Here is a 25,618-nt window from a genome sequence, read left to right as displayed (position 1 = left end):
GTATCAGCGGGCGCACACAGCGCCTCCGCAGCTCGACGACACGATCCGGGACGGAACCATGAGCGACATGCGCGCGGCCCTCTTCGACCGCTACGGCCCTCCGGAGGTCCTCTACGTGGGGAGGCGGCCGACCCCGACCCGTACCCCCGAGCAGGTCCTTGTGCGGGTGCACGCCGTCGGCGTGAACGGCGGCGAACTGCTCGACAGGGCGGGGGAACTGCGCCTGGTGACCGGTCGCCGTTTCCCCCGGGCGACTGGGATCGACTTCGTCGGGGAGGTCGCCGAAGCGGGTTCGCCGGGCACCGGAGTACGGATGGGGGACCGGGTGTGGGGGCTGCTGGGCCGCAGGACGGGGAGCATGGCCGAGTACGTAGCCGTAGATCGCCGCCGGGTCGCCCCGGCCCCGGAGAACCTCACCCCGGTACAGGCCGTCTCGCTGCTCGCGGGCGGGACCACGGCGGTGACGGCGCTGCGCGAGAAGGCCGCCCTCAAGGCCGGTGAACGCCTCCTGGTGCGCGGGGGCAGCGGAGGCGTGGGCAGCGTCGCGGTGCAGGTCGGCAAGCTCCTCGGCGCCCGTGCCGTCGCGCTCGCGGGCGGCGGGAACCTCGACTTCGTACGTGGCCTGGGTGCCGACGAAGCACTGGACCACCGCACGACTGCCCTCTCCGAACTGGGCCGCTTCGACGTCATCATGGACACCGCAGGCACACAACTGTCCGCCCTCCGCCGCCTGCTGGCACCCGGCGGGCGCATGGTCGCCATCGCCCCCGACCCCGCCGAGCCACTCGCGAGTCTCGCCACGGTCCTCGCCTCGACCGTCCACGGGAGCAGACGCATACGCGCCTTCAGCGGCAACCCCCGAACCGATCTGCTGACCGAGATCACCCGCTACGCGGAGCACGGCGACCTCGTCCCCGTCGTGGACACCGTCCACCCTCTCGACCGCGTCGCCGACGCCCACCGGGCTCTGGAAGCAGGTGGCGTGCGCGGCAAGCACGTCGTCCGGATCGTGTGAGCGGGTGCCGACCCACGCGTCCACGAGCGTGAGTCGCCTCCCTGGGGTGCGCCCGGCCCCGGAGGTGGCGACGAGCTCGACCTTGAGGCCGCCGTGGAAGGTGTGGCGGATGTCGACCGTGACGGCCAGGTCGGAGGGCGCGTTGCCGGTGACGCCGGTGACCGTCAGGGGCGACTCGACGGTGGCGTTGCCATCGCCGTTCTTGAGCCGCCTACCCGACGGATGGAAGCGATGTCTGTCGCCTCGGCGTCGTCACGCGTGGGGACCACGCCACCGACGCGCCTGGCCGCGGCGCAAGCCGCGGTCGTTCCTCGTCAGGCCACGCGGGCCGGTCTTCGTCAACGGGTCTACGGGGTTACACGATCAACAGAGCTGTCCCGTCCATCAGCACGATTCCGCGAAAGCCACGCCAGTCGAGAACGCCGAGGTCCGGTGTTCGCAATCAACGTGCCCCATCGGGTCGGCGATTCCCCATGGCTGGCAAGGCTTGGTGCGAACGGTCCGTTGGTGCCTGCCGGTTCAGTCGCCGGAGTGGTCCGGCAGGAGTTGAGCCGCGAGTGATCGTGCTGTGGCAGTGAGTGTGGCCGTGTCCAGCCCGGTCCGGCCCATGAACAGGATCCCTTGTTGCGCGGCCAGGAGGGCCCGAGCCAGCGCGATCGGATCCGCTCCGGCCAGGTCGCCCTCACCCTGGGCGCGGGCGACGCAGTCAGCGATCAGCGCGGTGGACGTCTCGTAGGTGCGGTGGGCGTGGGCGAGGACTTCCGGATCGGCGTTACCGAGTTCGCAGGTGCTGTTGGCCAGCAGGCAGCCACGCCGCGTGCCGGCGCCGGTCGGGTCGTCGACCGGTGCCTCTAGGAGCATGCGTAGTGCGTCCAGGGCCCGTGGAGCCTCGGCGAGGGCTTTTCGAAGATGGCCATGGCTGTCGTCGGTGTAACTGCGCAGCGCCCGGAGGAAGAGCTGACGCTTGTCGCCGAACGCCGCGTACAGGCTGCCTTTGCCCAGGCCGCTGACCCGCATCAGGTCTTCCAGCGAGGTCGCGGCGTAACCGGCGTCCCAGAATTGATCACGGACGGCGTTCAGTACCTGCTTCTCGTCGAACGATCGCGGACGTGCCATGCGAACAGGATACGAGTTCTTGACCGTGCGGTCCACCATGCTTATGGTGGACCGCACGGTCAAGAACTCCAGGGCACGTTGCACACAGGGAAGTGGGAAGCGCATGGGAAAGCTGGACAACAAGGTGGCGATCGTGACCGGCGGGTCGCGGGGGATCGGGGCGGCGTCGGCGCTGGCGCTGGCCGACGAGGGAGCCGACGTCGCGATCAGCTACTCGTCCTCGGCGGATCAGGCCAAGGCCGTGGTCGCCGACCTGGAGGCGAAGGGGGTGCGTGCGGCGGCCTTCCAGGCGGACCAGTCGGACGCGGCGCAGGCGGCGGGCCTGATCCACAGCGTGGTCCAGCAGTTCGGAAAGCTGGACATTCTGGTCAACAACGCGGGCGTCACCGTCGGTGGCCCGATCGACAGCGAGCTGGCCGACGAGTCCGCCTTCGACCGCCAGCTCGCCATCAACTACACCAGTGTGGTGGCCGCGGTCCGAGCGGCGTTCCCGCTGCTGCCCGACGGCGGGCGGATCATCAGTATCAGCTCGGGTGTAGGAACACGGGTGGGCTTCCCCGGGATGACCGACTACGCGGGCACCAAGTCGGCCCTCGAGGGCTACAGCCGCGGCGCCGCCCGCGATCTGGCCCACCGGGGCATCACGGTCAACGTCATCCAGTCCGGGTTCGTCGACACCGAGATGAACCCCGCCGACGGCCCGGCCGCACCCATGTTCCTTCCGACAACGGCGATGGGGCGGTACGGCAGGCCGGAGGAGATCGCCGCAGGCGTGGTCTTCCTCGCCAGCCCGCAGGCCTCCTACGTCACCGGCGCCGTGCTGAGGATCGACGGCGGATACGGCGCTTAGCGCGACCGCGCAGCACCGCCGGGACGAGCCGCGCGGAGGCGCGAGCGCTGCCTGCTCGGCGTCAGGTCGTCCCGGAAGCGTCTCTTCCGGCCTCCTCGCCGCGCTGGTGGCCGCGCCGGGCGTCGCGGTCGAAGATGCCGAGGATCTCGCACGGTCCGCCCTCGGCGCCGATGGCGTGGGGGAGCATCGTGGGGAACTCGGCCGCCTGGTCGGTCTCGACGCGCAGACGCCGGTTGCCCAGGAGCAGGGTGGCGGTGCCGGAGAGGACGACGAGCCATTCGCGGCCGGGGTGGGCGCGCATGCGCGAGGGGTCGTCGGGCGGCGGATCGGTCATGCGCTGCCGTACGACGGTCATGCCGGGCTCCGCCTTGACGGGCCAGCGCATCAGGCCGTGGGCCGCGTCGATCATCGGGTGGGAGACGACGTCGTCGGCTGCGGTCTCGACGAGCTGGTCGAGGGTGGTGTCCAGGGCGCGCGCGAGGGTCACGAGCTGGTCGAGGGCCAGGCGGCGCTGTCCGTTCTCGATGCGGCTGAGCGTGGACTGGCTGAGCCCGGCGCGCACGGCCAGCTCCTCCAGGGACCAGCCCTGGGCCACGCGCAGCGCGCGGATGCGTTTGCGTACGAGGCTGTCGAGCTCGTCGGGGCCTTGCGTCATGGGCAGCACCCTATGCTCGCCCGGCAAATTCCGCTCGGCGGCGTTCGCATACCCTTCCGCCCATGACTTCTCCTGCGCGGCCGGAGCCGTCGCCGCGTGCCAGGGACGAGGAAGGTGTGCTGCTGCCCCGGCTGCGGTTCAAGGACGTGGTGCTGCGCGGCGCGCTGTACGGAGCGGCCGCCAATGCCGTGGCGGTGCTCGGCATGCTCTTCGTAGCCGATCGCGACGAACGCCAGACGTTCCTCGCGGCGGTGAGCGGGTCCGGCCTCCTCGGCGGCGGTGCCCTGCTCCTGACCGGCCTCTACTTCTGGTCGGCGTGCGACAGCGATGTACGGCGCTGGCGCGATCTGCGCACGATCAGCGGCCAGAGCGAGGGCTTCGCCGTCGTCGCGCCCACCTGCGTCCGCATCGGCATGCTCGGACTGCTCCTGTTCCCCGGTTCCTTCGGCCTCTACCACCTGGTGGACGGCGCGGCTCCCGGCAGTTGGCTGTACGGAAGCTGAACGCGCCACCAAGGGACGCGCAGACGACCGGCGGCAGGCGCAAAGCTCCCTTGCGTGCGTCCCGGCGATGCGGTTGCGTCGAAGGGCCCCGCCACCGCCCTCGCGGGTGGTGGCGGAAGGCTCCTGTCGGCATCGGCATCGGCATCGGCATCGTGCATCGGCGAAGGGGATATGTATGGTCACGCGCAGACGCACCGTCGTGGCAGCCGTGACACTGTCCGCAGTGCTGTCATCAGTCCTTTCCTTGCTCGGCGCGGCACCACCGCCGCCCACCCGCCCGCATCTCCCCCTCCCGCGAACGGACCTCGTCAGCACGGCCGCGGACGGCACGCGGGGCGACAGCCGCTCCATCTCCGCCAGGGTCAGCTTCGACGGCCGGTACGCCGCTTTCAACTCCGAGGCGTCCAACCTGGTGCCCGGCGACACCAACAACACCGGTGACGTGTTCGTCCGCGACCTTAGCTCCGGCACCCTGACCCGTGCCGGGGTGAGCGACGACGGACGCCAGAGCACGGACGGTTCCTGGAACGCGGCACTGAGCGGGGACGGCGGCACCGTCGGTTTCGACTCCGGCGACCCCGCCCTGGCGCCCGGCGAACGCCCGCCCGGCGGCAGCTACGCGTACGTACGTGATCTGCGGTCGGGGCACACCGAGTCCATCGGCATCGGCCCGGACGGCGTGCCCTTCCAGCGGTCGAGCGTCGCCGCACTCAGCGGGGACGGCCGCTACGCAGCCTTCTTCGGTTACGCCGACATCCCCGAGCCGCCCTTCTCCCGGGCCATGCTCCACCTGCGCGACCGCGAGCGCGGCACCACGGAGCTCATCAGTGAACCCCTCGCCCCGGGGCCGCTGTTGAGCAGTGTCTCGCTCAGCGCGGACGGACGGCACGTGGCCTTCCGCGTCTATGACGACAGCAGGGTGAGCGTGGCCAGTGCCGTGTACGTCCGGGACCGCCGCACGGGCAAGCTGGCCGTCGTCAACCACACGCCCGGCGACCCACAGCCGGTCAGCCGCTGGTACGGGCAGCCGTCCCTCAGCGCGGACGGGCGCTTCATCGCGTACGTGACCAACCGGGACGGAAAGCCCGCCACCCACCCCCGCGTGCTGTGGGAGGTCTTCGTCCACGACCTGACCACCGGCCGCACCGTGCTCGCCGGCACGGCGCCCGACGGGGGCCCGCTCGACAAAGCGGCGAGGTCACCGCGTATCAGCCCCGACGGGCGGCACGTCGCGTACACCACGGGCGCCTGTGCCACCGCCGAGCCGGACTGCCGGCCCGCGGTCTATCTGCGCGATCTGCGGCAGCAGGGCCCCACGGCGACCCAGCGGGTCAGTGTGGCCGCGGACGGCGGCTTCCCCGACCACCAGGCGGACGACGCCGCCCCCGCGTGGGGCGGATGCCAGGTGGCCTTCGAGTCGGACGCCACGAACCTCGTACCCCGCCACCCGGAGCGCATCACCGACATCTACCTCCGGCACCTTTGCTGACCGGCACCCGCATGGGACACACTGCTCGTGTGGCAGGACGGACGGACCGGCCGGGGCGGGAACTCTTCGCAGCCGTGCGCGAGAAAGCCGGCGTCGACGAGCTGGCCGCCGTGCTCTCACGGTGGATCGCGCCGATCGTGCCGCACGACGCGTCGATCCTGATCGCCACCAGCCCCGCCGTGGGCCTCGGGATCCCCGCCTTCAGCTTCTGGCACCAAGTCGAACCCGGCCTCGGACAGGCCCTGATGCACCGCTTCTACGCCGGACAGGACCCACTTCCCGCGCACCTGCTGGCTCGGCTGCCTCTTCCCGTCGGCGTGGTACGGGCCTCCGCTGCCACTGAGCCGCCCCCGGCGTCACCCCACCCTGCGCCGGCGGCCCTCGGCGTGGGCTGCGAACTGCGGGTGCTGCTCCGCGACGCGCGCGGCGGCGTCTGGGGGCTCCTCGGGCTGCTGCGCTCCCAAGGAGGCCGGACCTTCGACGGGGACGACATCCGCCGCGCCGCCCGTCTCGGACCGGTCGTACGGGAGTTCCTGCGCGCGTACGTCATCAGCGGCCCCCTCACCCCGGCCGCCCCCGCGCCACCGCCAGGCGTCGTGATCGTGGGCCCCGACGGGGGCATCCGCGCGGGCACCCCGCAGGCCGGCGCCTGGCACGAGCGGTTACGCACCTGCGGTGTTCCGGAGTGGGCCGGGCCCCCGTTCCTGGCGGGCCTGGCCAGTCACGCCCGCGCCCACGGCCGCGGCCACAGCGCCGGTCCACCGCTGCTCATCGGCCCAGCCGCCTCCTACGGAACCTGGATCGGCTGTCACGCGCAATTACTTGAGGGCGCGGGCGCGGGCGCGGGCGCGGGCGAAGGTGGCGAGGGTGACGTGGCCGTCGTACTGCACGCACCGGCGCGCGAGCATCTGCTGCCGTCGTTCTGCGACTGGTACGGCATCACCACCCGCGAACGCGAAGTCGTCCACCACCTGTGCGAGGGCACCGCACCCAAACAGATCGCCCGTCAACTGCGCCTGTCGGCGCACACCGTCAACGACCACATCAAATCGGTCCTGCGCAAGACCGGTGCCGCCGGACGGGACGAACTCTCCACCGCACTCACGTGACGACCCCGCTCCTGCCGCGAGGCAGAGAGCGGGGGGCGGGCTCACTGCCGAACCCGTCGTAACCTGAGTAACCAGGACGAGGGTCCCCTATTCCTCATGATTCCTCGTGATTCCTCGTGGCGGCGCCAGGTAGGTACGCGGCGACCGACCGTCAGGAGGGCCGACACCAGGGCCAGGACGACGAGGTACAGGGTCGGGGCGGCCGCGTGCGGGCGGGGTTGACGGAACCTCAGCATCGAGTTCTCCAACCCTGGGGGATCGAGCCCGCCCGGCGGACCGGGCCCCGGGCTCGGCCCGCCCGGACGCGGGCATGACGGCGCCAGATGCTGCCCGCCCCCGCTGACACCAGGCTGACGGCGACCCGCACCGGCGTTTCCGTCAACTCCCGGAGGCGCACCCCACGTGGTGCCCCGGGAGCTTCGGCCTCTGCCCAAGACGCTAGCCTCCGTACACATGACCGACATGCAAACCCACGACCAACGCGTGGTCGAGCGCCCGAGACCCCGGGCCCACCGCGTCCTGTGGATCGCCGCGGGCGCCACCGCGGCGTTACTCGTCGCCGACCTCGCCACGCGCGCCTACAACCACTACGACCCCATACCGACCGTCCGCGAGTTGGTCAACGTCGACGTCGAGGCCAACCTGGCCACCTGGTGGAACAGCACGCTGCTGCTGGCCGTGACGGGCATGGCACTGATCGCCGCGCTGCTCAGCGGGCGCGACGTGCGCCCCGGGAAGCTGTCCTGGCTGGGGCTCGCCGCCGCGACCGCGCTGCTCAGCATCGATGAGACGGTCTCGCTGCACGAGCGCCTCGGCGAGGTCGGCAAGTCGTGGAAGGAGTGGGCCGGGGGCTCACTGCCCACGCACGCCTGGGTGCTGCCCGGTGCGGTCCTCGCGGTCGTGGGCACCGTGTGCGCGGTGCTGTGGGCGCGCAAGCTTCCGCGGGACCTGCGGTACGGGCTGCTCGGCGCCCTCGCCGTATATCTGGGCGGAGCGCTGGTGATCGAGGCGATCAACGGCTGGTCGCACGCGAACGGCCACAGCACCTCGCTCATGCTGGGAACGATAGTGGAGGAGGGCTTCGAGATGAGTGGCTGCCTCGTCGCCCTCGCCGTCCTCAGCCGCTACGTGATGCTGGAACGTGATCCGGCGTCAGGACGCGCGACGGTCCGTCTGCGGGAGGGCTAGGGCGTGTCCGACGGGTCGGCGCGGCGTCGCGGCGTCTGGCACGCACGCTCGCCGCGTCCTCTGCTGCTTCTTTCGACCGCGGCGCGGGAGAAGCCGGGACCGCCTCCGGCCTTGCCGAACAGGCCGGAGGCGGAGTGGCGCGTGCGCCGCTGTGCTGGAGACGCCCAGGGATCTACCGTTGGCGGGTGCCGTTGTCCGCGGGCCCACGGACTCCGGACTTGGCCAGGCCCCGGCTGATCAGATAACCGATGGTCAGCAGGGTGACGTACAGCCACGCCTGATCGGCCGCGAACCGGTCGGCGCCCTCGCCTCCGTTGCCCACGGCCGCCGACGCGACGATGACGGCGACGACGGACGCCAGGTAGACGAAGAGTTCCGTGGTCTTGAAGGCGGGCTTGGTCTCTTCCACGCGATGCGCGAAGGGCGCGGCGGTCTGTGACACGGCGGCCCCTGACGCAGTGGCCTGCGAACCGCCGGATTCCGGGTAGCCGGCTGGCGAAGCAGCGGTCATCGCGTTCTCCTGATAATCGAATTCCGCCCCGGCGGCTGCCGGGAGCGGCGGGCGAGTACCCGTGCCCCCCGGAGCGACACGGTGGTGACGCGCGCCGATGAGAGTCTGCGAAGCGCCCCGGCCGGCGTGGGCACTGCCCGGCAGCCGCGGTTGCTGGACGCGAGCCGCTGAGACCTGCCGAACACGCAGCTCCCGCCAGGTGCGCGGCGGATTCCGGGCGCGGTCCAGCAGGTCGTCGAGCAGCCCCGGAGTGAGGCATTCCGCGTAGCTGTCCTCCTCGGTCGGCGTACGCGGCGTCCGCCACCCGGCGGGCCCGCCGTCCGCGCCGCGGCGGAGCACCCGACTTGCGTCGACCGGAGGCCTCGGATCACTCGGCCGGTGTGCCCTGGTCCGTGTGACGGGCGACGGACGGCGGCCGGGGAAGGTCCGGGATGTCGATGACCTCTTGGGCGACGGTGGTCAGCGGCAGGCGGCGACGGCGTGCGTGGCGGCGCAGGGTGTCGAAGGCGTTGTCGGGTGAGATGCCGTGGCGGGCGGCGAGGAATCCCTTGGCCTGTTCGATGAGGATGCGGCTGTGCAGGGCGGCTTGGAGCTGTTCGTTGAGGGTGTCGGCCAGCCGGAGGGCGCGGGCGTGGTGCAGGCCTATGGTGGCCGCTTCGGCGAACGCCTGAGCCAGCGCGAGATCGGCGGCGGGCAGCGGGCTCCGGCCGGTGCGCAGGAGCAGCAGGCTGCCGAGGGCGTCCTCGCGCAGCCGCAGGGGCACGGCAGGGGCGTAGGTGTAGCCGGCGCCCGCAGCCTGCGCGGTGAAGCCCCGCCAGGCGTCGGGCGCTCGGGCGAGGTCGCCGGGGGCGACGGCGGCGCAGGTGTGGTGCGCGTCAACTGCGGGGCCTTCGCGCAGGGCGGCTTCGAGCACCGCGGCGAGAGTGGGAGAGGAGTCGCAGGGCACCGGGTTGTACAGCGGGGCTTCGGGACGAGCGAGGAGGACCGCGGCTTCGGCGACAGCGAGGATGCTGCGGCAGCGGGCGGTGAGCTGCTGCAGGAAGTCGGTGACGTCGAAGCCGTCCACCAAGGTGTCGGCGAGCTCCACGAAGGTTGCGGAGATCTTCTCTTCCCTGCTCATCCCTCACTCCTCGATGTGACGCCGGGGTCACGGAGCGCGGGACCGCAAGGGGCGGGGGGTACGGGGAAATACGGACCTGCTCACGAAGACAGCCACGTTCCGTACCGGCAGGTTACTCTTCACCGCCCGGGGCGGCCCCGATCATGCCGTGAGCGGTTGGCGGCGAGCGTCGGCGCCCGGTCACCGGCGTCTCAACTGAACTTCACCGACTGAGCGACCGTCAGCGGAGCGCCGTTCCAGGTCCCGCCGTTGGCGTCGATGTCCTGGATCTTCCCGGAGCCGCAGCCGAGGGACTTGTAGACGGTAGCGGTGAAACCCGTGCGGTTGCTGGCGTTGGCCGCCCCGCCGGGGATGGACTTACAGCCCGCCGACGGGTCGGAGATGGTGTCCGGGCGGTTGTTGTCCGCCCTGAGGTACTCGAACTCGCCCGGAGCCGCCTGCGGGCTGAAGGCCATGGAGCCGAACAGGAGCAGTGCGGCTCCAACGGCCAGGCCGGTCCTGCGGATTCGCGTAGAAGTCTGCGACATCGGGTGCTGTCTCCTTGCTGTGGGGAAGGCCCGTCCGGTTGCTGTAGGCAAGGCCCGTCCGGTTTTCGTCACCCCGTCTTCGTCACCTCACCGGACAGGGCATTCCCGAGGTGATGCGCACCAATCGGGACTCACTCGAGTGGGGTACCGAGATGGTGCTCGGGTGCCCGGTGCGGCACCTGTAGGTGACTTGACGCATGAGCCTGCCTGGAGCGCATGGTTGCCCCCGGTGGTGTGCATCTACTGGTAGCACTGCGTGAAGCCCCGCAGGATCTCCCGCCCGTCGGCCCGGTATTCCAGATGGGCCTGGGAGCCGATGAGCCGGCCGTCGCCGGAGCGGAGGAACTCCACGGGCGCCTGCGCGGAGCGGCCGATGCCCCGGAAGCCCTGGGGCGCCCGCCGCACGTACAGGGTGTGCCGCTGGAACAGGTGGCTGACGTCGGTGACGAGCACCAGCGCCGCGGCGCCGACGGCACCGGCGACAGCCGCGGCGGCCCGAACGCGGCGGTGTTGACTTCCTGGCCTGCCGAGTTGCGTGCCAGCGGGGTCAGCAGAGGGACGTGGCCGGGACGTGCGTGCCGCAGTGGTGCGGTGTTCACGCCGGTCGACGGCCCGGTCGGTGAACACGTAGAGACTGGCGAGCAGGCCCCGCACGGTGGGGACGCCGTACGCGGACATGCTCAGGGAGCCGACCGAGCCGGCTCGCTTCCGCTGCAAGAAGTCGGTGACCTCGGCGGCGTGCCGGTGTCCGGTCGGGGCGTACGGTGTGATGGCGCCGCTGCGCAGCGGATGCAGACCGGCGGCGCGCAGGCGCAGACCGCTGCCGCTGGAGTCGTGCCGGATCGTGAGCGTCTCGCCCGCGCCCCCGAAAACGACCTCCTGGTGGGCCACGAGCCCACGCGCCCGCACGGCGTGCACCGGAACACCTTCGACGTTCGCGCCACGAGCGCCGGACAGCGCGGTGGTGGTGGCGTCCGGTTGTACGGCCCTGCCTGCCCCACGACGAGCTTCGGCGACGATCCGGGCCGTGCGCACGGCGGCCCCGCTCGGGGCGTCGACCTTGTCGGGGTGGTGCTTCTCGACGACCCCGACGGAATCGAACCATTGAGCCGCGTACCGTGCGAAACGCATGGTCAGCATCGCGCCGAAGGAGAGCGGACCGACGACCATGCCTGTCCCGGAGAGTTCGCGAGCCAGCCTCTCAGGGTGTCAAGCCGCTCGTCGGTCCAGCCGGTGGTACCGACCACCCCGTGGATGCCCTGGCCTACGCAGAACTCCAGGTGATCCATGACCCCGTCAGGATGGGTCAGCTCGACGGCGACCTCGACACCGGCCCGGGTGAGGCAGCGCAACTGGTCGGTGCGACCCAGGGCCGCCACCAGTTCGAGGTCGCCGGCGGCCTCGACGGCTTCGACCACCTCGCGGCCCATCCGGCCGGTCGCGCCGATCACTCCCACTCGGATGGCGCCCATGCTGCTCCTTCCGACGGCTGTCCCTGGGGCATGCGCCCGTCGGTAGAGACCTGCCGATCGGCAGCACCACCGCAGACCGACGGCCGTCGGGAACCTTCCCGCCGCCGGTCCAGATCCCCCGACGTCTCCCGGGATGCGGCTGATTCCTGAGGTCGTTTGTCAAAGCGCGAGAAGTCCTCGGAGCGGCCGCCGCGGCCGCCCAGAGCCGAGGGCCGCCGGGCCGGGCGAGGCAGGGCCCGGGGCGTCCCGGACGTCAAGTCTGATCACAGGATGAGGATGAGGATGAGACACAGGCGCACCGGTGTGACACTGGCGATGTGATGGACGGCGAGCAGCAGACGGACGGCGAACGGCAGACGGACGGCGAACAGCAGACGGACGGCGAACGGCAGAAGGACGGCGAACAGCAGAAGGATCGGCGCTTGGAGCGAGCCATCCTGGAGTTGCTGGAGCACCGTGGCCCGGCCGCGACGATCTGCCCCTCCGACGCCGCGCGTGCGGTGTACTCAGGGGACGACGACGGCTGGCGCGCCCTCATGGAACCGGCCCGCAGCGCGGCCCGGCGCCTGGTCGCGGCCGGCGAGGTGGAGATCACCCAGGGCGGCCACCCGGTGGAGCCGACAGAGGCACGCGGCCCGATCCGCATCCGCCGCGCCCGCTGAGTCAGACACCCGGGTCGGCCTTGACGGGACCGGGCTGCCGTGCCCGGGCCGCCTCCAGTTGGGCCGCGAAGGCCAGGCCCAGGAACAGGGCGATCGAGGTCAGATAGGCCCACAGCAGCAAGGACATGAAGGCGCTGAGCGGTCCGTAAACGGTGTCGAAGGAGCCGCTGAGCGAGAGGTAGAGGCTCAGCAGGCCGGTCAGGGCTGTCCACAGCAGGAGGTAGACCGCTGCGCCGAACGCCAGCCACGTGTAGCCCGGCTGGCGCCGCCGGGGCGAGCGCCGGAAGATGATGCTCGCCGAGACGAGCGCCAGCACGAAGCCCAGCGGCCAGCGCACCACACCGAACACGGCGCTCACTTCGTGCCCGACACCGAAGACCGTCACCGCCGCGGCCGCCAGGTCACGGCCCGCCACCATCACGACGAAGCCCAGGCCCAGAGGCAGACCCGCGGTGGCGGCCATGGCCAGACCGCGCAGGTACTTCCGGAGGAAGGGCCGGTCGCGTTCGTTGCCGTAGATCCGGTTGGCACCACGCTCGATCTGGCACATCGCCGTGGTGACGTTGGACAGGGAGAACACGAGCCCGAACCAGAGAGCGACCTGCGTGCCACCGTCCGCGGTACGGCGGCTGCGGGCCAGCGCCTCGTCGACGACATCGGCGCTCGGCCCTTGTGCCATGCGGTGGATGACCTCCTCGGCGAACCTGCCGACATCCTGAGTGTGCAGCACGCTCGACAGGCCGACGAACACGATCGCGAGCGGCACGAGCGCGAGGACCGTCTGCAGCGCCAGCGCCCGGGAGTGGCTGAACCCGTCGGCGTAGCGGAACCGCACGAAGGCGTCGTGCAGCAGCCTCCAGCCCCCGTAGCGACGCAGTGCTACGAATGCCTCGTCGCCGGAGAGTTCCTCGCCCTCCATGTCCCGCGTCTCGGGAACCGCCGTCGCCGTGCCCATCCCTGACTCCCGATGTGTCCGTTGCCCGCCGACAGGAAGTTCCTGCGTACCAGTGCCCGGTGCCCCGGCGCTGCCACCGCAATCCCGCATCAGCGCGATCGGCGAGCAGGCCGGGGCCGGGCACGGTGGCGGCGTGCCGGGTGGTGCCACCGGAAGGGCGGGGCTCAGCGCAGGGTGCGTACGAAGACGTCTCCGATCAGGTTTTTGTCGTCGGGGACCAGGTGGGGGTGGTAGGAGTCGAAGACGGCCGTCGACCCGTCGGTGCTCAGTGCCGCGCGGCCCACGGTGACGGGCTTGCCGTCCTGCCCCGGAGAGAGCAGCTCCTCGTGGCCGGTGCGCGGCTCGCGCAGGACGAGGCCCAGCGTCCTGCGGTCCGCGTCGGCCGTGTTGAGGAGCAGTTTCGAACCGTCCGCCGACAGATCCGACACCAGGGTGAGATCGGTGGGGGAGCGGCCGTCGTACCGCTGGAGCGTGCCGGTGCGCAGGTCGCGGACGAAGGCGTTCCAGGACGTGCCGGAGTCCCCGTTGGGGTCGGTGCCCGGGACCAGGTTCGTGGCCACCGAGTCGAAGCCGACCTTGGATCCGTCGGCGCTCAGCACCGGAGAGAGCGCCGACCTGTCGGCAGGCGCCCCGTTGTACGTGACATCGGCCTGCACGGTCCTCCCGGTCACGCGGTCGTACACCAGGATGTCCGCCGCGTCGCCGTCGGAGGGCCCCGAGTAGCCGACCCGGTAGGCCACCTTGCGGCCGTCGGCGCTCATGGAGATGTCCTGGCAGTCGCGGTCCGTGGGCGGACCGGCCCGCCACAGCCGCTGCGTCCGGCGGTCCAGGAGCATGACCCGGCAGTGGGACGTCCCGTTCTCGTCGGCGGCGGTTTCGGCCACGAAGGCGACGTACCGTCCGTCCGCGCTGAGCGGGGCCGCGCCGTAGTTCGCGCGGTAGCCGTCCTCCAGCGCGGGCGCCACAGGGTCGACCCGTCCGGTACGCAGGTTCATCACATGGACGGAGTACTTCTGGGTTGCGGCCGAGTACGAGGTGAACGTCAGGTGGCGGCCCGAATCGGACACCCTGGGCAACATCGTCGACTCGCCCGGTACCACCACGCGCTTGAGGGGCGCGCCGGCAGCCGTCCGGTAGAAGACGCTGGTGGGCACGTCGGTTCCGGGCATCAGATTGGTCGCCGACGACATGAAGGCGACGACGCGTCCGTCCGCGCTGACGGACGGATCCACCGAGTGGTGGTTGCCGCCGGTGCCGTCGGGCGCCACGCTGATCCGCTCGGTGCGCGGGGCCCGGTCCTCGCTCGCCGCCCCCGCGGTACAGGTGAGACAGGTGAGGGCGGCCGCCAAAGCGACGGTCACGGAAACGCGCGGTGAAGGTCTCATCAGGCAGCTCCCCCTTCGGCCGAGGAAGACCGCAGTCATCCCTCATGGCCTCGTACCCAGTAACGCTCCGGCACCGTCTGTGCGGAGGACTCACGCGATGAAAGCGCGGAGTACGTCATGGGTCAACGCATGTGCAGGCGACATTCGTGCGGGATGACGTGGCCGAGCTCGTGAAGAGGGTGGCCTGGCGAACCCGTGACGGCCACCATGGGTATTCCTCGGTGGAGCTGGGGCCACATCCCCTGTTCCTGCCCCCCATGGGAAGCAGGGAACCCATGCACATTGGTATGGCTGCGATGCGTACACTCCGGCAGCCGGAAACCGCGGGCTTCGAGGGGGAGTTCGTTTCCTACCTGCCCTGCGGGAGCGCTTCGCCGCCATGGACCGCGATCCGTCCACGCTGCGGGTCGTTCCTTCGGGCACCCTTCCGACCGAGGGAAAACTGGAACACCTTCGTCGGCTCGGCATCACTGAGGTGCTGTGCCAGTTGCCGTCCGGTCCGGCCGATGAGGTTCTCCCGATCTTGGACGATCACGCCCAACACATCCAGAGCTTCGGCTGACGGGGCCCACGTCACTGCTCGGCGACAGCGACATGGTCGTGGCGCCCGCTCGCCGCACCGTTCACGCTTGGCCGAACGCTCGGTGTCAGATCACGCGGAACAGGTCGGCGGCTGCGTGGGGGTCGGTGAGGTCCTCGATGGAGCGGAGGTTGTCGGACAGGGCGTCGAGGACGGAGCCCGCCTCGGCGGCGGGCGGGGCGCCGATGGCCACGCCGAAGACGCGGAAGCCCAGGAGGCGTTTGGCGTCGTTCCAGTCCCGCATCCACTCTTCGGTGACGCCGCACTCGTCGTCGGTGAGCATCACGATGTCGCCGCGCGTGCGGGCGGCGTCGTTGAACTCCTCCTTGAGCAGCTCGGCGGCCACTGTGAGAGGGGTCTGGTAGCTGGTGCCGCCGCCCAGGAAGGTTTCCGCGAAGTCGAGCACCTGGGCGATGTCCGCGGGCGGTCCTGCCGGGAAGCGGAAGACCTGGAGCTTGTCGGCGGCGGAGAACAGGATGCCGACGAAGTCACGTCCCGCGTGCCGGGCCTGGTCGAGCAGGGCCAGGGCGCACGCCTTGGCCCACGCCTCCCGGGTGATGCCGCCGGGCCCCTCCATGTACATGGAGTGCGAGGTGTCGACGCATGCGATGACGGCGCCCCGCCCGGTGGCCTGCTCGCCCTGACTGTCGTACAGCATCAGCTCCCCTGCGGCGTAGCGCGCGGCGAACACCGCACGCAGCTCGGGCAGGCCGAGGTTGGCCAGCTCGGAGGGGATGACGCGGGAGAGGTCATCGCCGAGCGTGACGCCGACAAGCTCCCCGGTGGTGTTCTCCACCTTCCGGGCCCGCTCGCCGCCGGCCATCTGCCGGAAGCGGCCGATCAGCTCCGCCCACTGTGCGAGTCGGCTGGTGCGCAGCCGCTCGGCGAGCCGGGCACGTTCGTCGAACGGCATCCGCTCCAGCTCGCCGGGACCGACGCCCCACGCCCGCATCAGCGCGGCCTCCTCCCGCGCGGCTCGCGAGGCCTTCGCCACGGCGTTCCGTACGGTGGCACCGATGCCGGGGGCCGCGGCGGCGAGGGCGTGCGTGGCGTCCTGGGCGGCTTGTCGCGCCGCGTCCTGGGCGGCGTGCTGCGCGGCGGTCTCGGTGGCCTCGCCGTCCTGCTGCGTGGCGGTCTCGGCTGCCTCGGCGTTCTGCTGTGCGGCGGCCTCGGCGGCCGACGCGCTCTCGCCGTCCTGCTGGGCTCGTCGCGCCTGCTCGGCCTGTTCCCCGGCGTCCCGCAGGCGACCGAGGATGCGGCGCAGCGCGGTGGCCTGGGCGAGTACGGCCATGGCGGCGGCGTACGGGTCGCCGACCGTCTCCCGGCGCAGGTCCTCGAACTCCGGCGAATCCAGCAAGGCGGCGATGATCTGGTGGTTCACCAGTCGGCGAGGGTCCATCTCCGCCCGTTCGCGCAACCGAGGGCTGACCTTGTACGCGGCCAGAAACGCGTCGGCCAGAAGGTCGGTGGCGCAGACGTCACGCCCCGCCAACCCCTCTTCACGCCCCGCCAACTCCTTCTCACGCCCCGCCAGCCCCTCGCGACGCCCCTCCAACTCCGCGGCCAGCTCGCGCAGTCCGGCCGACTGCTCGTACGTGTCGCGCCACGTGATCCGGTCGAACCGGTCCGCGACGACGGCCGTGGTGGTCGATCCGGAGTCCTCCCCGCCGTTCAGAACTGGGCCTGCACCGTGCTCGCGTCCATGCCGAGGGCCTCGGTGAGGACGCGCGCACGGACAGCCCGCTGGCGGCCGGTGACCCGGTCGATGGTGGCGGTGGACCGGCCCGCGACGGCCGCTTCCTCGCGGAGTTTCTCCAGACGCTTGCCCGCCATGGCGAGTTTGTTGTGGGCCTTCTTGATGACCCACTCGCTCAGCGCCTCGCGGGACTGCCCGGCCATGGCGTCGAGTTGGGCCTCGATGTCCTCGATGGTGTCGGCCAGGTCGAGCGCCTCCTTGGCGTCGGGATTGACCAGGTGCAGCACCTCGCGCTCGACGGCGGGGCGCTGGGCGGGGGAGTCCCACAGCACATGGGTCAGCACCGACAGGTCGGTCTCGGCCACCGCCGGGCGGCCGTCCAGGTACGCGGCCGCCTGGAGCAGGCCCACCGCCTGCCGCCAACGGCGGTCGGAGGCGACGAGTTCCTTGCGGCGCAGGGCCGCCCGCAGCGTGCACACCGCGTCCACGATCCCGTCGGGGACCTCCACGGCCGGGACGCTTCCGGCCACGGCGTGCTGCAACGCGGCAAGGCCGACCGTGGTCCGCGCCGAAGCCGCCGGGCGCCTGACGGCGGAGCGGACCAGCGCGGCGAAGTTCGAGGGGTCCTCCAGGTACCCGACCTCGATCCGTACGAGGAGCCGGTCGTAGATCGCGGCCGTGTCGTCCCCGCTGGGCAGTTCGTTGCTCGCCGTGATGGCCCCGATGAGGGGGCAGCGGATGGGCTCGCCACCGCTCTCGGGGTGATAGATCCGCTCGTTGAGGTAGCCGAGCGTCTCGTTGAGCGCCGCCGTGGAGCACTTGAAGATCTCGTCGATGAACGCGATGTGCGCGGTCGTGGCACGGCCGTCGTACACCTGGCGGTACTCGCCGCGGGCCAGCGCGGCGACGTCGATGGGTCCGAACATCCTCGTCGGCGCGGTGAACTTCGACAGGAGGATCTCCCAGTAGGACGCCCCATCGACTCTGCCCGTGAGCTCCCGGGCCAGCTCGGACTTGGCTGTTCCCGGCGGGCCGAGCACCAGCGAGTGCTGTCCCGCGAGCAGCGTGGCGAGGAGCGTGCGCACCACGTCGTCCCGCTCGTAGAAGCGGTCCGACAACTCGCCGCAGATCGCCCGCAGCCTCTTGGCCGTGTCCTGCGGGTCTTGCGCGTCCATGCTCAGCTCCAAGGGCGGCTTCCGGTCAAAGATTGGCTTGCACCAGCACGTTCAGCAGAGGGCGACAACCTTGCCACCTGAACCAGGCGTTCTTAGAGGCGGGTGTGCCAGTGTGCCGCACGCTCGTATGCCTGCGCGCTCGCGCGCCTGCGCTCGGAAGGGACCTTCGCATGACCGCACGTCACCGGCATATCACTGTCGCCCTAGTCTCTGCCCTCCTCGTCGCCCCCGTGGGGGTGGGGCTCGCGGGGTGTGATCCCGGCGACGCGGTGGACTGTGTCCGTGCGGCCGATGCGGCGTCCGACAGCGTCGGGTTACTCAGGAAGGCCGCGCAGGACGCGGTGCTGTACCCGAACGAGGACGACAAGGCATTCGACCATATAAGGGACAACCTCGGTGAAATCCGGGACAAGCAGAGCGACAAGGACGTGATTGCGGCCGTCGACGACATGGAGGAGGCCGTGAACAATGTGGAGGACGCCGTCAACGACGGTGACAGGACTCCCGATCTGACTCCGATCGTACGAGCGGCCGGGAAGGTCACCAGGGCGTGCGCGCCCTGACCGCACCGCGAGCGGTCCGTAAACGGAATGACAGTTGCTCTCTGGTGGTGAGTCCTGTCCCGGTGTAGCGTCGTTCGTGGATGTCGTGGTTCGCAGTTCTGCCCACGCGGTGGCGTGGGCTTTTTTGCTGTGCAGTGGCTGCGGACGAGGACGACACCTACGGGTTCGCGCGGTGCGGGCCCGATATCGACTGAGAGGTACCAGCGTGGCCAGCGGAATCGTGAAGTGGTTCAACTCCGAAAAGGGCTTCGGCTTCATCCAGCAGGACGGCGGGGGTCCGGACGTCTTCGCGCACTACTCGAACATCAACAGCACCGGCTATCGCGAGCTGCAGGAGGGCCAGGCGGTGACTTTCGACATCACGCAGGGCCAGAAGGGCCCGCAGGCGGAGAACATCACCCCTAGCTGACCACGCGGCCAGGTGATCGTCGGGCCCCGGAGCGGATCTCGCTCCGGGGCCTCGGCGCGACTGTCCCTGTGCGCGTGTCGGGTGACGTCCGGCGCGGCTCGGCTCACACCTGGTCAGATCTGCTCAGACCGGGTCAGATCGGTGGGGCAATCGCATGGTGAGGGAGACGACGCTGCCGTTGGTGTCACTGGTGATGCTGAGATGATCGGTGATGAGGGAGGCGATCCACAGTCCGCGCCCCGCGGAGAGATCGCCGTTCCCGGGAGCCGGCGGGGGAACGACGTCCGTGGTGAAGCCGGGCCCGGAGTCGTGGATGTGGCAGGCCAGATGGCCGTCGGCCCGTTGCAGGATCAGTGTCCCGGTGCCGCCCGCGTGCTCGATGGCGTTGCTGGCCACGGCGTCGACGGCCACGATGAAGTCGCCGCGGCGTGGTGCGGGCAGACCCTCGCGGTCCGCGTACCGGTCGACGAGCACCCGCAGCCGGGGCAGGTCGGTCTGGACGAAGGGACAGTCGATGAGGACGCGGGAGGCAGGCGGTTCGTCCGGGGTGGGCGCCGTCATCAGCGGCTCACCTCGCTGATGAACAGGTTGGGGACGTGACCGGCGTCTGCTTGACGGAGTATGCGTGCCACCGCCGAGCGGCAGCGAACCTCGATCCGGTCGTGTGCGGCTGACGCGGCGAGCCGCAGCAGGTCCACGGCGCAGGCGGCGCTGAGGAAGCTGAGCTGGGACAGGTCCACCGTCAGCCGTCGGGCCTCGGCGCTGCGCGCCAGCCCCTCGCGTACGGCGGCGATGAACTCCTCCCGGGTGGCGATGTCCGCCTCGCCCGCGAGCCGCACCATGGCTGCCGTGTGTTCCGCGTGCAGGGCTCCGAGGTGCGGAAGCAGGCGGCACGGGTGCGCCCGGTGCATGGCGGCGAGCACCTCGGGGGAGAACCAGCGGCTGTCGTACGCGCAGATCTCGGTGTAAGGGCGATCGGTGAACAGATGCTCGGCATGGGACTCGCGGTACATCATCACCGCGATGTCGGCGTCGAGGTCGCCGACCCAGTGCATGTCGATGTACGTGCGCAGGCCCCGGTAGCCTTCCGCGAGCGCGCGGTCGGTTTCCTCCTCGATGCGCTGCCACTGCCGCTGGGGTGTGAAGCTGCGGGCGGGGTGGATGAGGGCGCGCATGCTGCTGACCACGAGCTGGCCGCGGTCGCGGGCGGCACCGAGCAGCGGTCCCGGGGCGTCGAGGCGGCTCCACACCTCGGCCTCGGTCAGCCGCGGGGCGGCGAAGACCATCACCTTCTCGCGGTTGGCGAGCCCCGCCCAGACGAACGCGGCCACCACGTCGCGGCCCGCGTCGTCATCTCCGTAACCGGCAAAGGCATGGTCGCCCGCCCGGAGTTGCTGCACCGGGATCGTCCCGGTAGACGCCGCATCCTCGGCAGCGGCCATCACTTACCTCCAAGGCCCGGCGGCCAAGGCCCGGCGGCCGTCCGCAGGCCCACGTTAGCGGTCCGCCCAGGGCCTTGGGGCGCCTGCCGGAGAACGGAACCCGGCCGACTCCGCGCGCAGACCGGGAATGACCGGGCAGGCACGAAAGTGCCCGAGCTCTTTGGGGTTCTGTGAGGTTCTGTCCGGCAAGGCAACGGGCGCCGTCGAAGTCATATACGGACCCGCCGTAGAGGTTCGAAGCTCACACTGGTTCCGGCAGGCTCATCCGTACGAGTTTCGCCGGGTCGATCACGACGGTGATACCGGTGATCCGGCCGTCGGCGACGGTGAACGCGAGGACCGAGAGCGGGGAGCCGTCCTCGCGCCAGGAGACGACTCCTGGCCGGCCGTTGACGATCACCGTCCGCCCCTGTGCGGCCGCGTCGGCGGACAGTTGCGCGCCGGTTGCGACCTTGGTGGCGCCGAGGGTGACCACGACACCGGAGGGGGTGTCGACGGTCAGTTCCACCTCGGGGTCGAGTACCCGCAGCAACTCTTCGAAGTCGCCGCGTCGAGCCGCCGTCAGGAAGGCCTGGACGACCTCTCGCTGCCCCCGCCCGGTGCCGTTCGGGTGCCTGTGCGCCTGCACTTTCCTACGGGCACGGCTGGCGAGCATCTTGGCGGCCGCGGTGGACTTGCCGAGGATCTTGCCGATCTCGTCGAACGGCACCGCGAACAGATCGTGCAGCACGAACGCCAGCCGCTCGCCCGGCCCGAGCGACTCCAGGACGACGAGCAGCGCGAGCCCGACCGAGTCGGCGAGCACCGCGTCGTCCTCGGGAACAGGGCCGTCGTCGAGCGTCACCACGAACTCGGACAGACGGTCGTCGTAGGACGCCTCCGGGCGTGCCTGGCGCGAGCGCAGGAGATCGAGGCTGATCCGGCCCACCACCGTGGTCAGCCAGCCGCCGAGGTTGTGAATGGTCGCCGCGTTCTGACGGGAGAGACGCAGCCAGGCCTCCTGGACCACGTCCTCGGCGTCGGCGTGCGAGCCGAGCATGCGGTGGGCGACCGCGCGCAGCCGGTCGCGCTCGATCTCGAACGCCTCGGCCAGCGGGTCCTTCGTACTGCTCTCGGGCATGTTGTTACCTTCCTCGGCTCTGCTCCGTCATGGGTGATGACGCGCTCGGAAGCGCGAAGGTAACCGACTACGGACCGGTGACGGACCGATGAAGGAGCAGCACCGATGGAAGCACGTATGACCAGCCCGGCCGATCCCGATGTAACCACCGCGATCCAGCACCTCTACAAGGCGATTCACAAAGGGGGCCTCGACCCGCAGTTGCTCGCGCTGATCCATCTGCGTACCAGCCAGATCAACGGGTGCAGCCCCTGCGTCTTCGCCTCGAACGAGGCGGCGAGGAAGGCCGGTGAGACAGCGGAGCGGCTGCACAACGTGGTGGCGTGGCGTGATACGCCCTTCTACACGGATCAGGAACGGGCAGCACTCGCCCTGACCGAGGCCGCCACCCGGATCCAGGACGGCGCCCCGGGTGTGACCGATGACATCTGGGACGCCGCCGCCGACCACTTCACCGAGAAGGAGCTGGGCACGATCATCCTGGAGATCGCGACGACCAACTTCTTCAACCGGATCAATCGCACGCTGCGTGAGCAGGCCGGCAAGACCTGGTGAGCCTGGCGGGCGGCCCCCTTGGACGTCAGGAGGCCGAGCGGACGACCAACGCGTACGTCCGTTCCCCGAGGACGGTGTCCGCCACGCCGATCACGGTCCACGATCACGATGTCGCCGTCCGGGCCACGCCGGACGAGGTCACCGGTGCGGAAGCAGCCGTCGGCCGTGAACGAGCGGGCGTTGTCCTGTCCGCGACGTCCACGAGGGCCAGGTACCCGGAGAGCCTGGCGGCCGCGTCGAGCATCGCGACGCCGCGGGCGGTGAGCCGTCGCCGCCAGTCGTCGAGGGCCGCGGACAGGGCCTGCGTGCCGCCGGCCGTGCGGATCTGCAGGACCACCGTGCGGATGTGCTCCAGCGGGTAGCCGCCGCGCCTGAGCAGATGGGTCAGTTCGGCGTCGCGGACGTCCTGGGCGCCGTACGAGCGGTGTCCGGTGACCGGCTCCCTGGCCGGGGCGAGGATGCCCGCCGCCTCCCAGTTGCGCAGGGTCGCCGCGGTGACGCCGAGGCGCCGGGCGAGTTCGCCGACGCTGAGCGGCGCACCGTCGAGCGCCGCACCGTCGGACGGCTCGTGCTCGGCGGCTCCGGTGCCGGAGGTCAGATCCGCCACGGCCTGCCCCACCGCGTCCAGCGTCCCGCGGTCGCGCAGCAGTTGGGCGTGGCCGCGGTCGACGGCCGTCAGCGCGGCGTCGAGTTCACCGGTGTTGAGCGCCCGCATGATCTGACCCCCGATGGCGTACCCGTGCGCCGCGACGAGGGCCAGATAGGCGCGCAGGGCCGTCGCATGGGTCTCGGTGTAGGTCCGGTAGCCGGAGGGCGTCCGTCCGGCTGCCGGGATGAATCCGTCCCGCTCGTAGTTGCGGACGGCCTGGGTCGAAATGCCGTGCTCGCGGGCCAGATCGAACGGACGCAGGTACTTCATGGTTTGAGACTTTATCCCAGCGATGCTCTGCCCTCGCGTAAAAAGTCTCAACCGTGTTTGCAGGTATACGGTTGAGCGGTATGAACCGGGAAGTTGAAGAACGGGAAGTTGAAGAACGGGAAGTTCAAGACACTCTGACGCCCGCGCCGCGTGCCGTCGCGGGCCATGGCCTGATCCGGGTGCGGGGGGCGCGCGAGAACAATCTCAAGGACGTCAGCGTCGACATCCCGAAGCATCAGCTCACGGTGTTCACCGGAGTTTCGGGCTCGGGCAAGACTTCCCTGGTGTTCGACACGATCGCCGCCGAGTCACAGCGGCTGATCAATGAGACGTACAGCGCCTTCATCCAGGGCTTCATGCCCAGCCTGGCCCGCCCCGAGGTCGAGGTGCTCGAAGGCCTGACCACCGCGATCCTGGTCGACCAGCAGCCGATGGGCGCCCACGCCCGCTCCACCGTCGGCACCGCGACCGACGCCGGGGCGCTCCTCCGCATCCTCTTCAGCAGGCTCGCCAAGCCCTACATCGGCACGCAGAAGGCGTTCGCCTTCAACGTCGCCTCCGCCGACGCTACGGGCGTCCTTGTGGTGAACGGCAAGAGGATCGAGAAGGGGTTCAGCGTCGTCGGCGGCATGTGCCTGCGCTGCGAGGGCATGGGCACCGTCTCCGACATCGACCCCGCCCAGCTCTTCGACGACTCCAAGTCCCTTGCCGGGGGCGCGATCACCGTGCCCGGCTGGAAGGCCGACGGCTGGGTCGTGCGGTCCTTCACCGAGTCGGGCTTCCTCGACCCCGCCAAGCCGATCCGCGACTACAGCGACCGGGAGACGCACGACTTCCTGCACCGGGACCCCGTCAAGGTCAAGGTGAGGGGCATCAACACCACCTACGAGGGCCTGCTCGCACGGGTACGGAGGTCCTTCCTGACCAAGGACAGGGAAACGCTTCAGCCGCACATCCGCGCCTTCGTGGAGCAGGCGGTGACGTTCGCCGCCTGCCCCGAGTGCCACGGCACCCGGCTGAGCGAGACCACCCGGTCCGCGAAGATCGACGGCGTCAGCATCGCCGACGCCTGCGCCATGCAGATCAGCGACCTGGCCACCTGGGTCCGCGGCCTGACCGACCCGTCGGTGCGCTCGCTGGTCTCCGTCCTCCTCGGGACCCTCGACGCCTTCGTCGAGATGGGCCTCGGCTACCTCTCGCTCGACCGGTCGTCGAGCACGCTCTCGGGAGGGGAGGCGCAGCGCACCAAGACGGTCCGCCACCTCGGCTCCGCGCTCACGGACGTCACCTACGTCTTCGACGAGCCCACGGTGGGCCTGCACCCGCACGACATCCGGCGCATGAACGACCTGCTCCTGCGCCTGCGTGACAAGGGCAACACGGTGCTCGTCGTGGAGCACAAGCCGGAGACGATCCTGATCGCCGACCACGTCGTCGACCTCGGACCGGGCGCGGGTACGGAGGGCGGCGAGGTCGTCTTCGAGGGCACCGTCGAAGACCTGCGCGCGTGCGGCACCCTCACCGGGCGGCACCTGGACGACCGGGCCCGCGTGAAGCCGTCGGTGCGGCGGCCCTCCGGTGCCCTTCAGGTGCGCGGCGCGAACGCGCACAACCTGCGCGACATCGACGTCGACATCCCGCTCGGCGTCCTCACCGTCGTCACCGGCGTCGCGGGCTCCGGCAAGAGTTCCCTGATCCAGGGCTCGGTGGCAGGCCGGGACGGCGTGGTCACGGTGGATCAGTCACCCATCAGGGGCTCCCGGCGCAGCAACCCGGCCACCTGCACCGGCATGCTCGACGCCATCCGCAAGACGTTCGCCAAGGCCAACGGCGTCAAGCCGGCCCTCTTCAGCCCCAACTCCGAGGGCGCCTGCCCCGCCTGCAAGGGCGCCGGAGTTCTTTACACCGACCTGGCGATCATGGCCGGGGCTGCCACCACCTGCGAGGACTGCGCGGGGAAACGGTTCCAGGCGGAGGTGCTCGAACACCGGCTCGGCGGCCGGAACATCAGCGAGGTGTTCGCGATGCCCGTCGCCGAGGCCGCCGAGTTCTTCCGCACCGGCCCCGCGCGTACGCCGAGCGCGTGCGCCGTCCTCGACCGCCTCGCCGAAGTCGGCCTCGGCTACCTCAGCCTGGGCCAGCCGCTCACCACCCTCTCGGGCGGCGAGCGGCAACGCCTCAAGCTCGCCGGGCACATGGCGGGCTCGGGCAGCGTCTACATCCTCGACGAGCCGACCAGCGGTCTGCACCTGGCCGATGTCGAGCAACTGCTCGCCCTGCTCGACCGGCTCGTGGACGCCGGCAAGTCGGTCGTCGTCGTGGAGCACCACCAGGCGGTGATGGCCCACGCCGACTGGATCATCGACCTCGGCCCCGGCGCCGGTCACGACGGCGGCAAGGTCGTGTTCGAGGGCACCCCCGCCGACCTCGTCGCCGCTCGCTCCACGCTGACGGGTGAGCATCTCGCCCGGTACGTCGGAGCCTGACGTCGCCCGGCGGCCACACACCTGAACGCGCCCAGCCGCTCTTTGCGGGGCAGGCGGTTTCGATCGAGTGGGCCGGGACGTCGTCGTTCGCCGCGCGGACTCGACGCCGCCTTCGG

At 70.7% G+C, this 25,618-nt stretch carries 26 protein-coding genes and 1 pseudogene; 12 read left to right on the top strand and 15 right to left on the bottom strand.

The features are described 5' to 3' along the window. Positions 1-58: 58 nt before the first annotated feature. The gene (locus tag IG78_RS0104985; RefSeq protein ID WP_030559993.1) at positions 59-1,015 is read left to right on the top strand and encodes an NAD(P)-dependent alcohol dehydrogenase; all 957 of its coding nucleotides are present in this window, start codon (positions 59-61) and stop codon (positions 1,013-1,015) included. A gap of 519 nt (positions 1,016-1,534) precedes the next feature. On the opposite strand, the gene IG78_RS0104980 is transcribed toward IG78_RS0104985, so the two are convergent. After that, positions 1,535-2,131, bottom strand: a complete 597-nt coding sequence (locus IG78_RS0104980; protein ID WP_030559992.1) for a TetR/AcrR family transcriptional regulator — start codon at positions 2,129-2,131, stop codon at positions 1,535-1,537. A 103-nt stretch (positions 2,132-2,234) separates the two neighbouring features. Here IG78_RS0104980 and IG78_RS0104975 point away from each other — a divergent pair, with 103 nt between their 5' ends. Then, entirely contained in the window at positions 2,235-2,981 is a 747-nt protein-coding gene (locus tag IG78_RS0104975; protein WP_030559991.1) for an SDR family NAD(P)-dependent oxidoreductase, read from the top strand. Between the two features lie 61 nt (positions 2,982-3,042). Here IG78_RS0104975 and IG78_RS0104970 read toward each other — a convergent pair whose 3' ends face one another. Beyond that, entirely contained in the window at positions 3,043-3,636 is a 594-nt protein-coding gene (locus IG78_RS0104970; RefSeq protein WP_030559990.1) for a helix-turn-helix domain-containing protein, read from the bottom strand. 62 nt (positions 3,637-3,698) lie between these two features. Here IG78_RS0104970 and IG78_RS0104965 point away from each other — a divergent pair, with 62 nt between their 5' ends. From IG78_RS0104965 to IG78_RS0104950, 4 genes are all read left to right on the top strand, one after another. After that, positions 3,699-4,139, top strand: a complete 441-nt coding sequence (locus IG78_RS0104965; RefSeq protein ID WP_063760704.1) for a DUF6336 family protein — start codon at positions 3,699-3,701, stop codon at positions 4,137-4,139. A 175-nt stretch (positions 4,140-4,314) separates the two neighbouring features. Continuing rightward, a complete protein-coding gene (locus IG78_RS0104960; RefSeq protein WP_030559987.1) occupies positions 4,315-5,628 on the top strand; it encodes a TolB family protein in 1,314 nt (437 codons plus the stop codon). Positions 5,629-5,657: 29 nt separating this feature from the next. Next, positions 5,658-6,737 (top strand): helix-turn-helix transcriptional regulator, encoded by a 1,080-nt coding sequence (locus IG78_RS0104955; RefSeq protein WP_225881986.1) that lies wholly within the window; start codon positions 5,658-5,660, stop codon positions 6,735-6,737. A gap of 453 nt (positions 6,738-7,190) precedes the next feature. Next, complete coding sequence (locus tag IG78_RS0104950; protein WP_030559984.1) at positions 7,191-7,925, top strand: hypothetical protein; 735 nt, start codon at positions 7,191-7,193, stop codon at positions 7,923-7,925. A gap of 172 nt (positions 7,926-8,097) precedes the next feature. Here the strand turns inward: IG78_RS0104950 and IG78_RS0104945 are convergent, their stop codons facing one another. The 5 genes and pseudogenes from IG78_RS0104945 to dapB form a co-directional block, all read right to left on the bottom strand. Beyond that, a complete protein-coding gene (locus tag IG78_RS0104945) occupies positions 8,098-8,367 on the bottom strand; it encodes a hypothetical protein (RefSeq protein WP_225881985.1) in 270 nt (89 codons plus the stop codon). A 436-nt stretch (positions 8,368-8,803) separates the two neighbouring features. After that, positions 8,804-9,556 (bottom strand): ANTAR domain-containing protein, encoded by a 753-nt coding sequence (locus IG78_RS0104940; protein WP_051852375.1) that lies wholly within the window; start codon positions 9,554-9,556, stop codon positions 8,804-8,806. A gap of 191 nt (positions 9,557-9,747) precedes the next feature. Further along, positions 9,748-10,083 carry a hypothetical protein gene (locus IG78_RS0104935; RefSeq protein WP_030559980.1) on the bottom strand — a complete coding sequence of 112 codons (336 nt, stop codon included), beginning with the start codon at positions 10,081-10,083 and terminating at the stop codon, positions 9,748-9,750. A 240-nt stretch (positions 10,084-10,323) separates the two neighbouring features. Then, complete coding sequence (locus IG78_RS52575; RefSeq protein ID WP_404827671.1) at positions 10,324-10,854, bottom strand: hypothetical protein; 531 nt, start codon at positions 10,852-10,854, stop codon at positions 10,324-10,326. Between the two features lie 57 nt (positions 10,855-10,911). After that, a pseudogene (gene dapB / locus IG78_RS41730) lies at positions 10,912-11,555 on the bottom strand (4-hydroxy-tetrahydrodipicolinate reductase); the annotation flags it as partial. A gap of 422 nt (positions 11,556-11,977) precedes the next feature. On the opposite strand from dapB, the gene IG78_RS0104925 reads away from it, so the two are divergent. Beyond that, positions 11,978-12,217 (top strand): DUF3253 domain-containing protein, encoded by a 240-nt coding sequence (locus tag IG78_RS0104925; protein ID WP_030559979.1) that lies wholly within the window; start codon positions 11,978-11,980, stop codon positions 12,215-12,217. A 1-nt stretch (position 12,218) separates the two neighbouring features. Here IG78_RS0104925 and IG78_RS0104920 read toward each other — a convergent pair whose 3' ends face one another. Then, the gene (locus IG78_RS0104920) at positions 12,219-13,172 is read right to left on the bottom strand and encodes a YihY/virulence factor BrkB family protein (RefSeq protein ID WP_030559977.1); all 954 of its coding nucleotides are present in this window, start codon (positions 13,170-13,172) and stop codon (positions 12,219-12,221) included. A gap of 164 nt (positions 13,173-13,336) precedes the next feature. Next, positions 13,337-14,533 carry a TolB family protein gene (locus tag IG78_RS0104915; protein WP_225881984.1) on the bottom strand — a complete coding sequence of 399 codons (1,197 nt, stop codon included), beginning with the start codon at positions 14,531-14,533 and terminating at the stop codon, positions 13,337-13,339. 403 nt (positions 14,534-14,936) lie between these two features. On the opposite strand from IG78_RS0104915, the gene IG78_RS0104910 reads away from it, so the two are divergent. Continuing rightward, positions 14,937-15,119, top strand: a complete 183-nt coding sequence (locus IG78_RS0104910; protein WP_030559975.1) for a hypothetical protein — start codon at positions 14,937-14,939, stop codon at positions 15,117-15,119. Positions 15,120-15,204: 85 nt separating this feature from the next. On the opposite strand, the gene IG78_RS0104905 is transcribed toward IG78_RS0104910, so the two are convergent. Together IG78_RS0104905 and IG78_RS0104900 are read right to left on the bottom strand one after the other, a co-directional pair. Further along, positions 15,205-16,812, bottom strand: a complete 1,608-nt coding sequence (locus IG78_RS0104905) for a VWA domain-containing protein (protein ID WP_051852395.1) — start codon at positions 16,810-16,812, stop codon at positions 15,205-15,207. Further along, entirely contained in the window at positions 16,809-18,008 is a 1,200-nt protein-coding gene (locus IG78_RS0104900; protein ID WP_030559972.1) for an AAA family ATPase, read from the bottom strand. Before IG78_RS0104900 ends, IG78_RS0104905 begins: the two co-directional genes overlap by 4 nt. 170 nt (positions 18,009-18,178) lie before the next feature. Here IG78_RS0104900 and IG78_RS0104895 point away from each other — a divergent pair, with 170 nt between their 5' ends. Then, positions 18,179-18,571, top strand: a complete 393-nt coding sequence (locus tag IG78_RS0104895; RefSeq protein ID WP_030559971.1) for a hypothetical protein — start codon at positions 18,179-18,181, stop codon at positions 18,569-18,571. A gap of 205 nt (positions 18,572-18,776) precedes the next feature. Next, positions 18,777-18,980: a cold-shock protein gene (locus tag IG78_RS0104890; RefSeq protein ID WP_030559969.1), complete on the top strand. Its 204-nt coding sequence runs from the start codon at positions 18,777-18,779 to the stop codon at positions 18,978-18,980. Between the two features lie 123 nt (positions 18,981-19,103). Here IG78_RS0104890 and IG78_RS0104885 read toward each other — a convergent pair whose 3' ends face one another. From IG78_RS0104885 to IG78_RS0104875, 3 genes are all read right to left on the bottom strand, one after another. Continuing rightward, entirely contained in the window at positions 19,104-19,541 is a 438-nt protein-coding gene (locus IG78_RS0104885) for an ATP-binding protein (protein ID WP_030559968.1), read from the bottom strand. Then, positions 19,541-20,422, bottom strand: coding sequence for an MEDS domain-containing protein (locus tag IG78_RS0104880; protein WP_030559967.1), 882 nt, complete (start codon positions 20,420-20,422; stop codon positions 19,541-19,543). The genes IG78_RS0104885 and IG78_RS0104880 overlap by 1 nt, the downstream gene beginning before the upstream one ends. 241 nt (positions 20,423-20,663) lie before the next feature. Then, complete coding sequence (locus IG78_RS0104875; protein ID WP_030559966.1) at positions 20,664-21,542, bottom strand: sigma-70 family RNA polymerase sigma factor; 879 nt, start codon at positions 21,540-21,542, stop codon at positions 20,664-20,666. Positions 21,543-21,647: 105 nt separating this feature from the next. Between IG78_RS0104875 and IG78_RS0104870 the strand changes: the two genes are divergently transcribed. Then, the gene (locus IG78_RS0104870) at positions 21,648-22,097 is read left to right on the top strand and encodes a carboxymuconolactone decarboxylase family protein (protein ID WP_030559965.1); all 450 of its coding nucleotides are present in this window, start codon (positions 21,648-21,650) and stop codon (positions 22,095-22,097) included. 103 nt (positions 22,098-22,200) lie between these two features. Here the strand turns inward: IG78_RS0104870 and IG78_RS0104865 are convergent, their stop codons facing one another. Next, positions 22,201-23,016, bottom strand: a complete 816-nt coding sequence (locus IG78_RS0104865; protein ID WP_063760703.1) for a TioE family transcriptional regulator — start codon at positions 23,014-23,016, stop codon at positions 22,201-22,203. An 80-nt stretch (positions 23,017-23,096) separates the two neighbouring features. Between IG78_RS0104865 and IG78_RS0104860 the strand changes: the two genes are divergently transcribed. Further along, positions 23,097-25,502, top strand: coding sequence for an ATP-binding cassette domain-containing protein (locus tag IG78_RS0104860; protein ID WP_078964833.1), 2,406 nt, complete (start codon positions 23,097-23,099; stop codon positions 25,500-25,502). The last annotated feature ends 116 nt before the right edge of the window (positions 25,503-25,618 follow it).

The organism is Streptomyces aureocirculatus, assembly GCF_000720475.1.
Taxonomy (GTDB): Bacteria; Actinomycetota; Actinomycetes; order Streptomycetales; family Streptomycetaceae; genus Streptomyces; species Streptomyces aureocirculatus.
The sequence above is the reverse complement of the archived record's forward strand: the minus strand, read 5'-3'. Positions and strand labels throughout refer to the sequence as shown.

Coding starts and splice junctions, on each gene's coding strand:
- IG78_RS0104985 (WP_030559993.1), top strand. CDS start 59: ATGAGCGACATGCGCGCGGCCCTCTTCGACCGCTACGGCCCTCCGGAG.
- IG78_RS0104980 (WP_030559992.1), bottom strand. CDS start 2,131: ATGGCACGTCCGCGATCGTTCGACGAGAAGCAGGTACTGAACGCCGTC.
- IG78_RS0104975 (WP_030559991.1), top strand. CDS start 2,235: ATGGGAAAGCTGGACAACAAGGTGGCGATCGTGACCGGCGGGTCGCGG.
- IG78_RS0104970 (WP_030559990.1), bottom strand. CDS start 3,636: ATGACGCAAGGCCCCGACGAGCTCGACAGCCTCGTACGCAAACGCATC.
- IG78_RS0104965 (WP_063760704.1), top strand. CDS start 3,699: ATGACTTCTCCTGCGCGGCCGGAGCCGTCGCCGCGTGCCAGGGACGAG.
- IG78_RS0104960 (WP_030559987.1), top strand. CDS start 4,315: ATGGTCACGCGCAGACGCACCGTCGTGGCAGCCGTGACACTGTCCGCA.
- IG78_RS0104950 (WP_030559984.1), top strand. CDS start 7,191: ATGACCGACATGCAAACCCACGACCAACGCGTGGTCGAGCGCCCGAGA.
- IG78_RS0104940 (WP_051852375.1), bottom strand. CDS start 9,556: ATGAGCAGGGAAGAGAAGATCTCCGCAACCTTCGTGGAGCTCGCCGAC.
- IG78_RS0104935 (WP_030559980.1), bottom strand. CDS start 10,083: ATGTCGCAGACTTCTACGCGAATCCGCAGGACCGGCCTGGCCGTTGGA.
- IG78_RS0104920 (WP_030559977.1), bottom strand. CDS start 13,172: ATGGGCACGGCGACGGCGGTTCCCGAGACGCGGGACATGGAGGGCGAG.
- IG78_RS0104910 (WP_030559975.1), top strand. CDS start 14,937: ATGGACCGCGATCCGTCCACGCTGCGGGTCGTTCCTTCGGGCACCCTT.
- IG78_RS0104900 (WP_030559972.1), bottom strand. CDS start 18,008: ATGGACGCGCAAGACCCGCAGGACACGGCCAAGAGGCTGCGGGCGATC.
- IG78_RS0104895 (WP_030559971.1), top strand. CDS start 18,179: ATGACCGCACGTCACCGGCATATCACTGTCGCCCTAGTCTCTGCCCTC.
- IG78_RS0104885 (WP_030559968.1), bottom strand. CDS start 19,541: ATGACGGCGCCCACCCCGGACGAACCGCCTGCCTCCCGCGTCCTCATC.
- IG78_RS0104880 (WP_030559967.1), bottom strand. CDS start 20,422: ATGGCCGCTGCCGAGGATGCGGCGTCTACCGGGACGATCCCGGTGCAG.
- IG78_RS0104875 (WP_030559966.1), bottom strand. CDS start 21,542: ATGCCCGAGAGCAGTACGAAGGACCCGCTGGCCGAGGCGTTCGAGATC.
- IG78_RS0104870 (WP_030559965.1), top strand. CDS start 21,648: ATGGAAGCACGTATGACCAGCCCGGCCGATCCCGATGTAACCACCGCG.
- IG78_RS0104865 (WP_063760703.1), bottom strand. CDS start 23,016: ATGAAGTACCTGCGTCCGTTCGATCTGGCCCGCGAGCACGGCATTTCG.
- IG78_RS0104860 (WP_078964833.1), top strand. CDS start 23,097: ATGAACCGGGAAGTTGAAGAACGGGAAGTTGAAGAACGGGAAGTTCAA.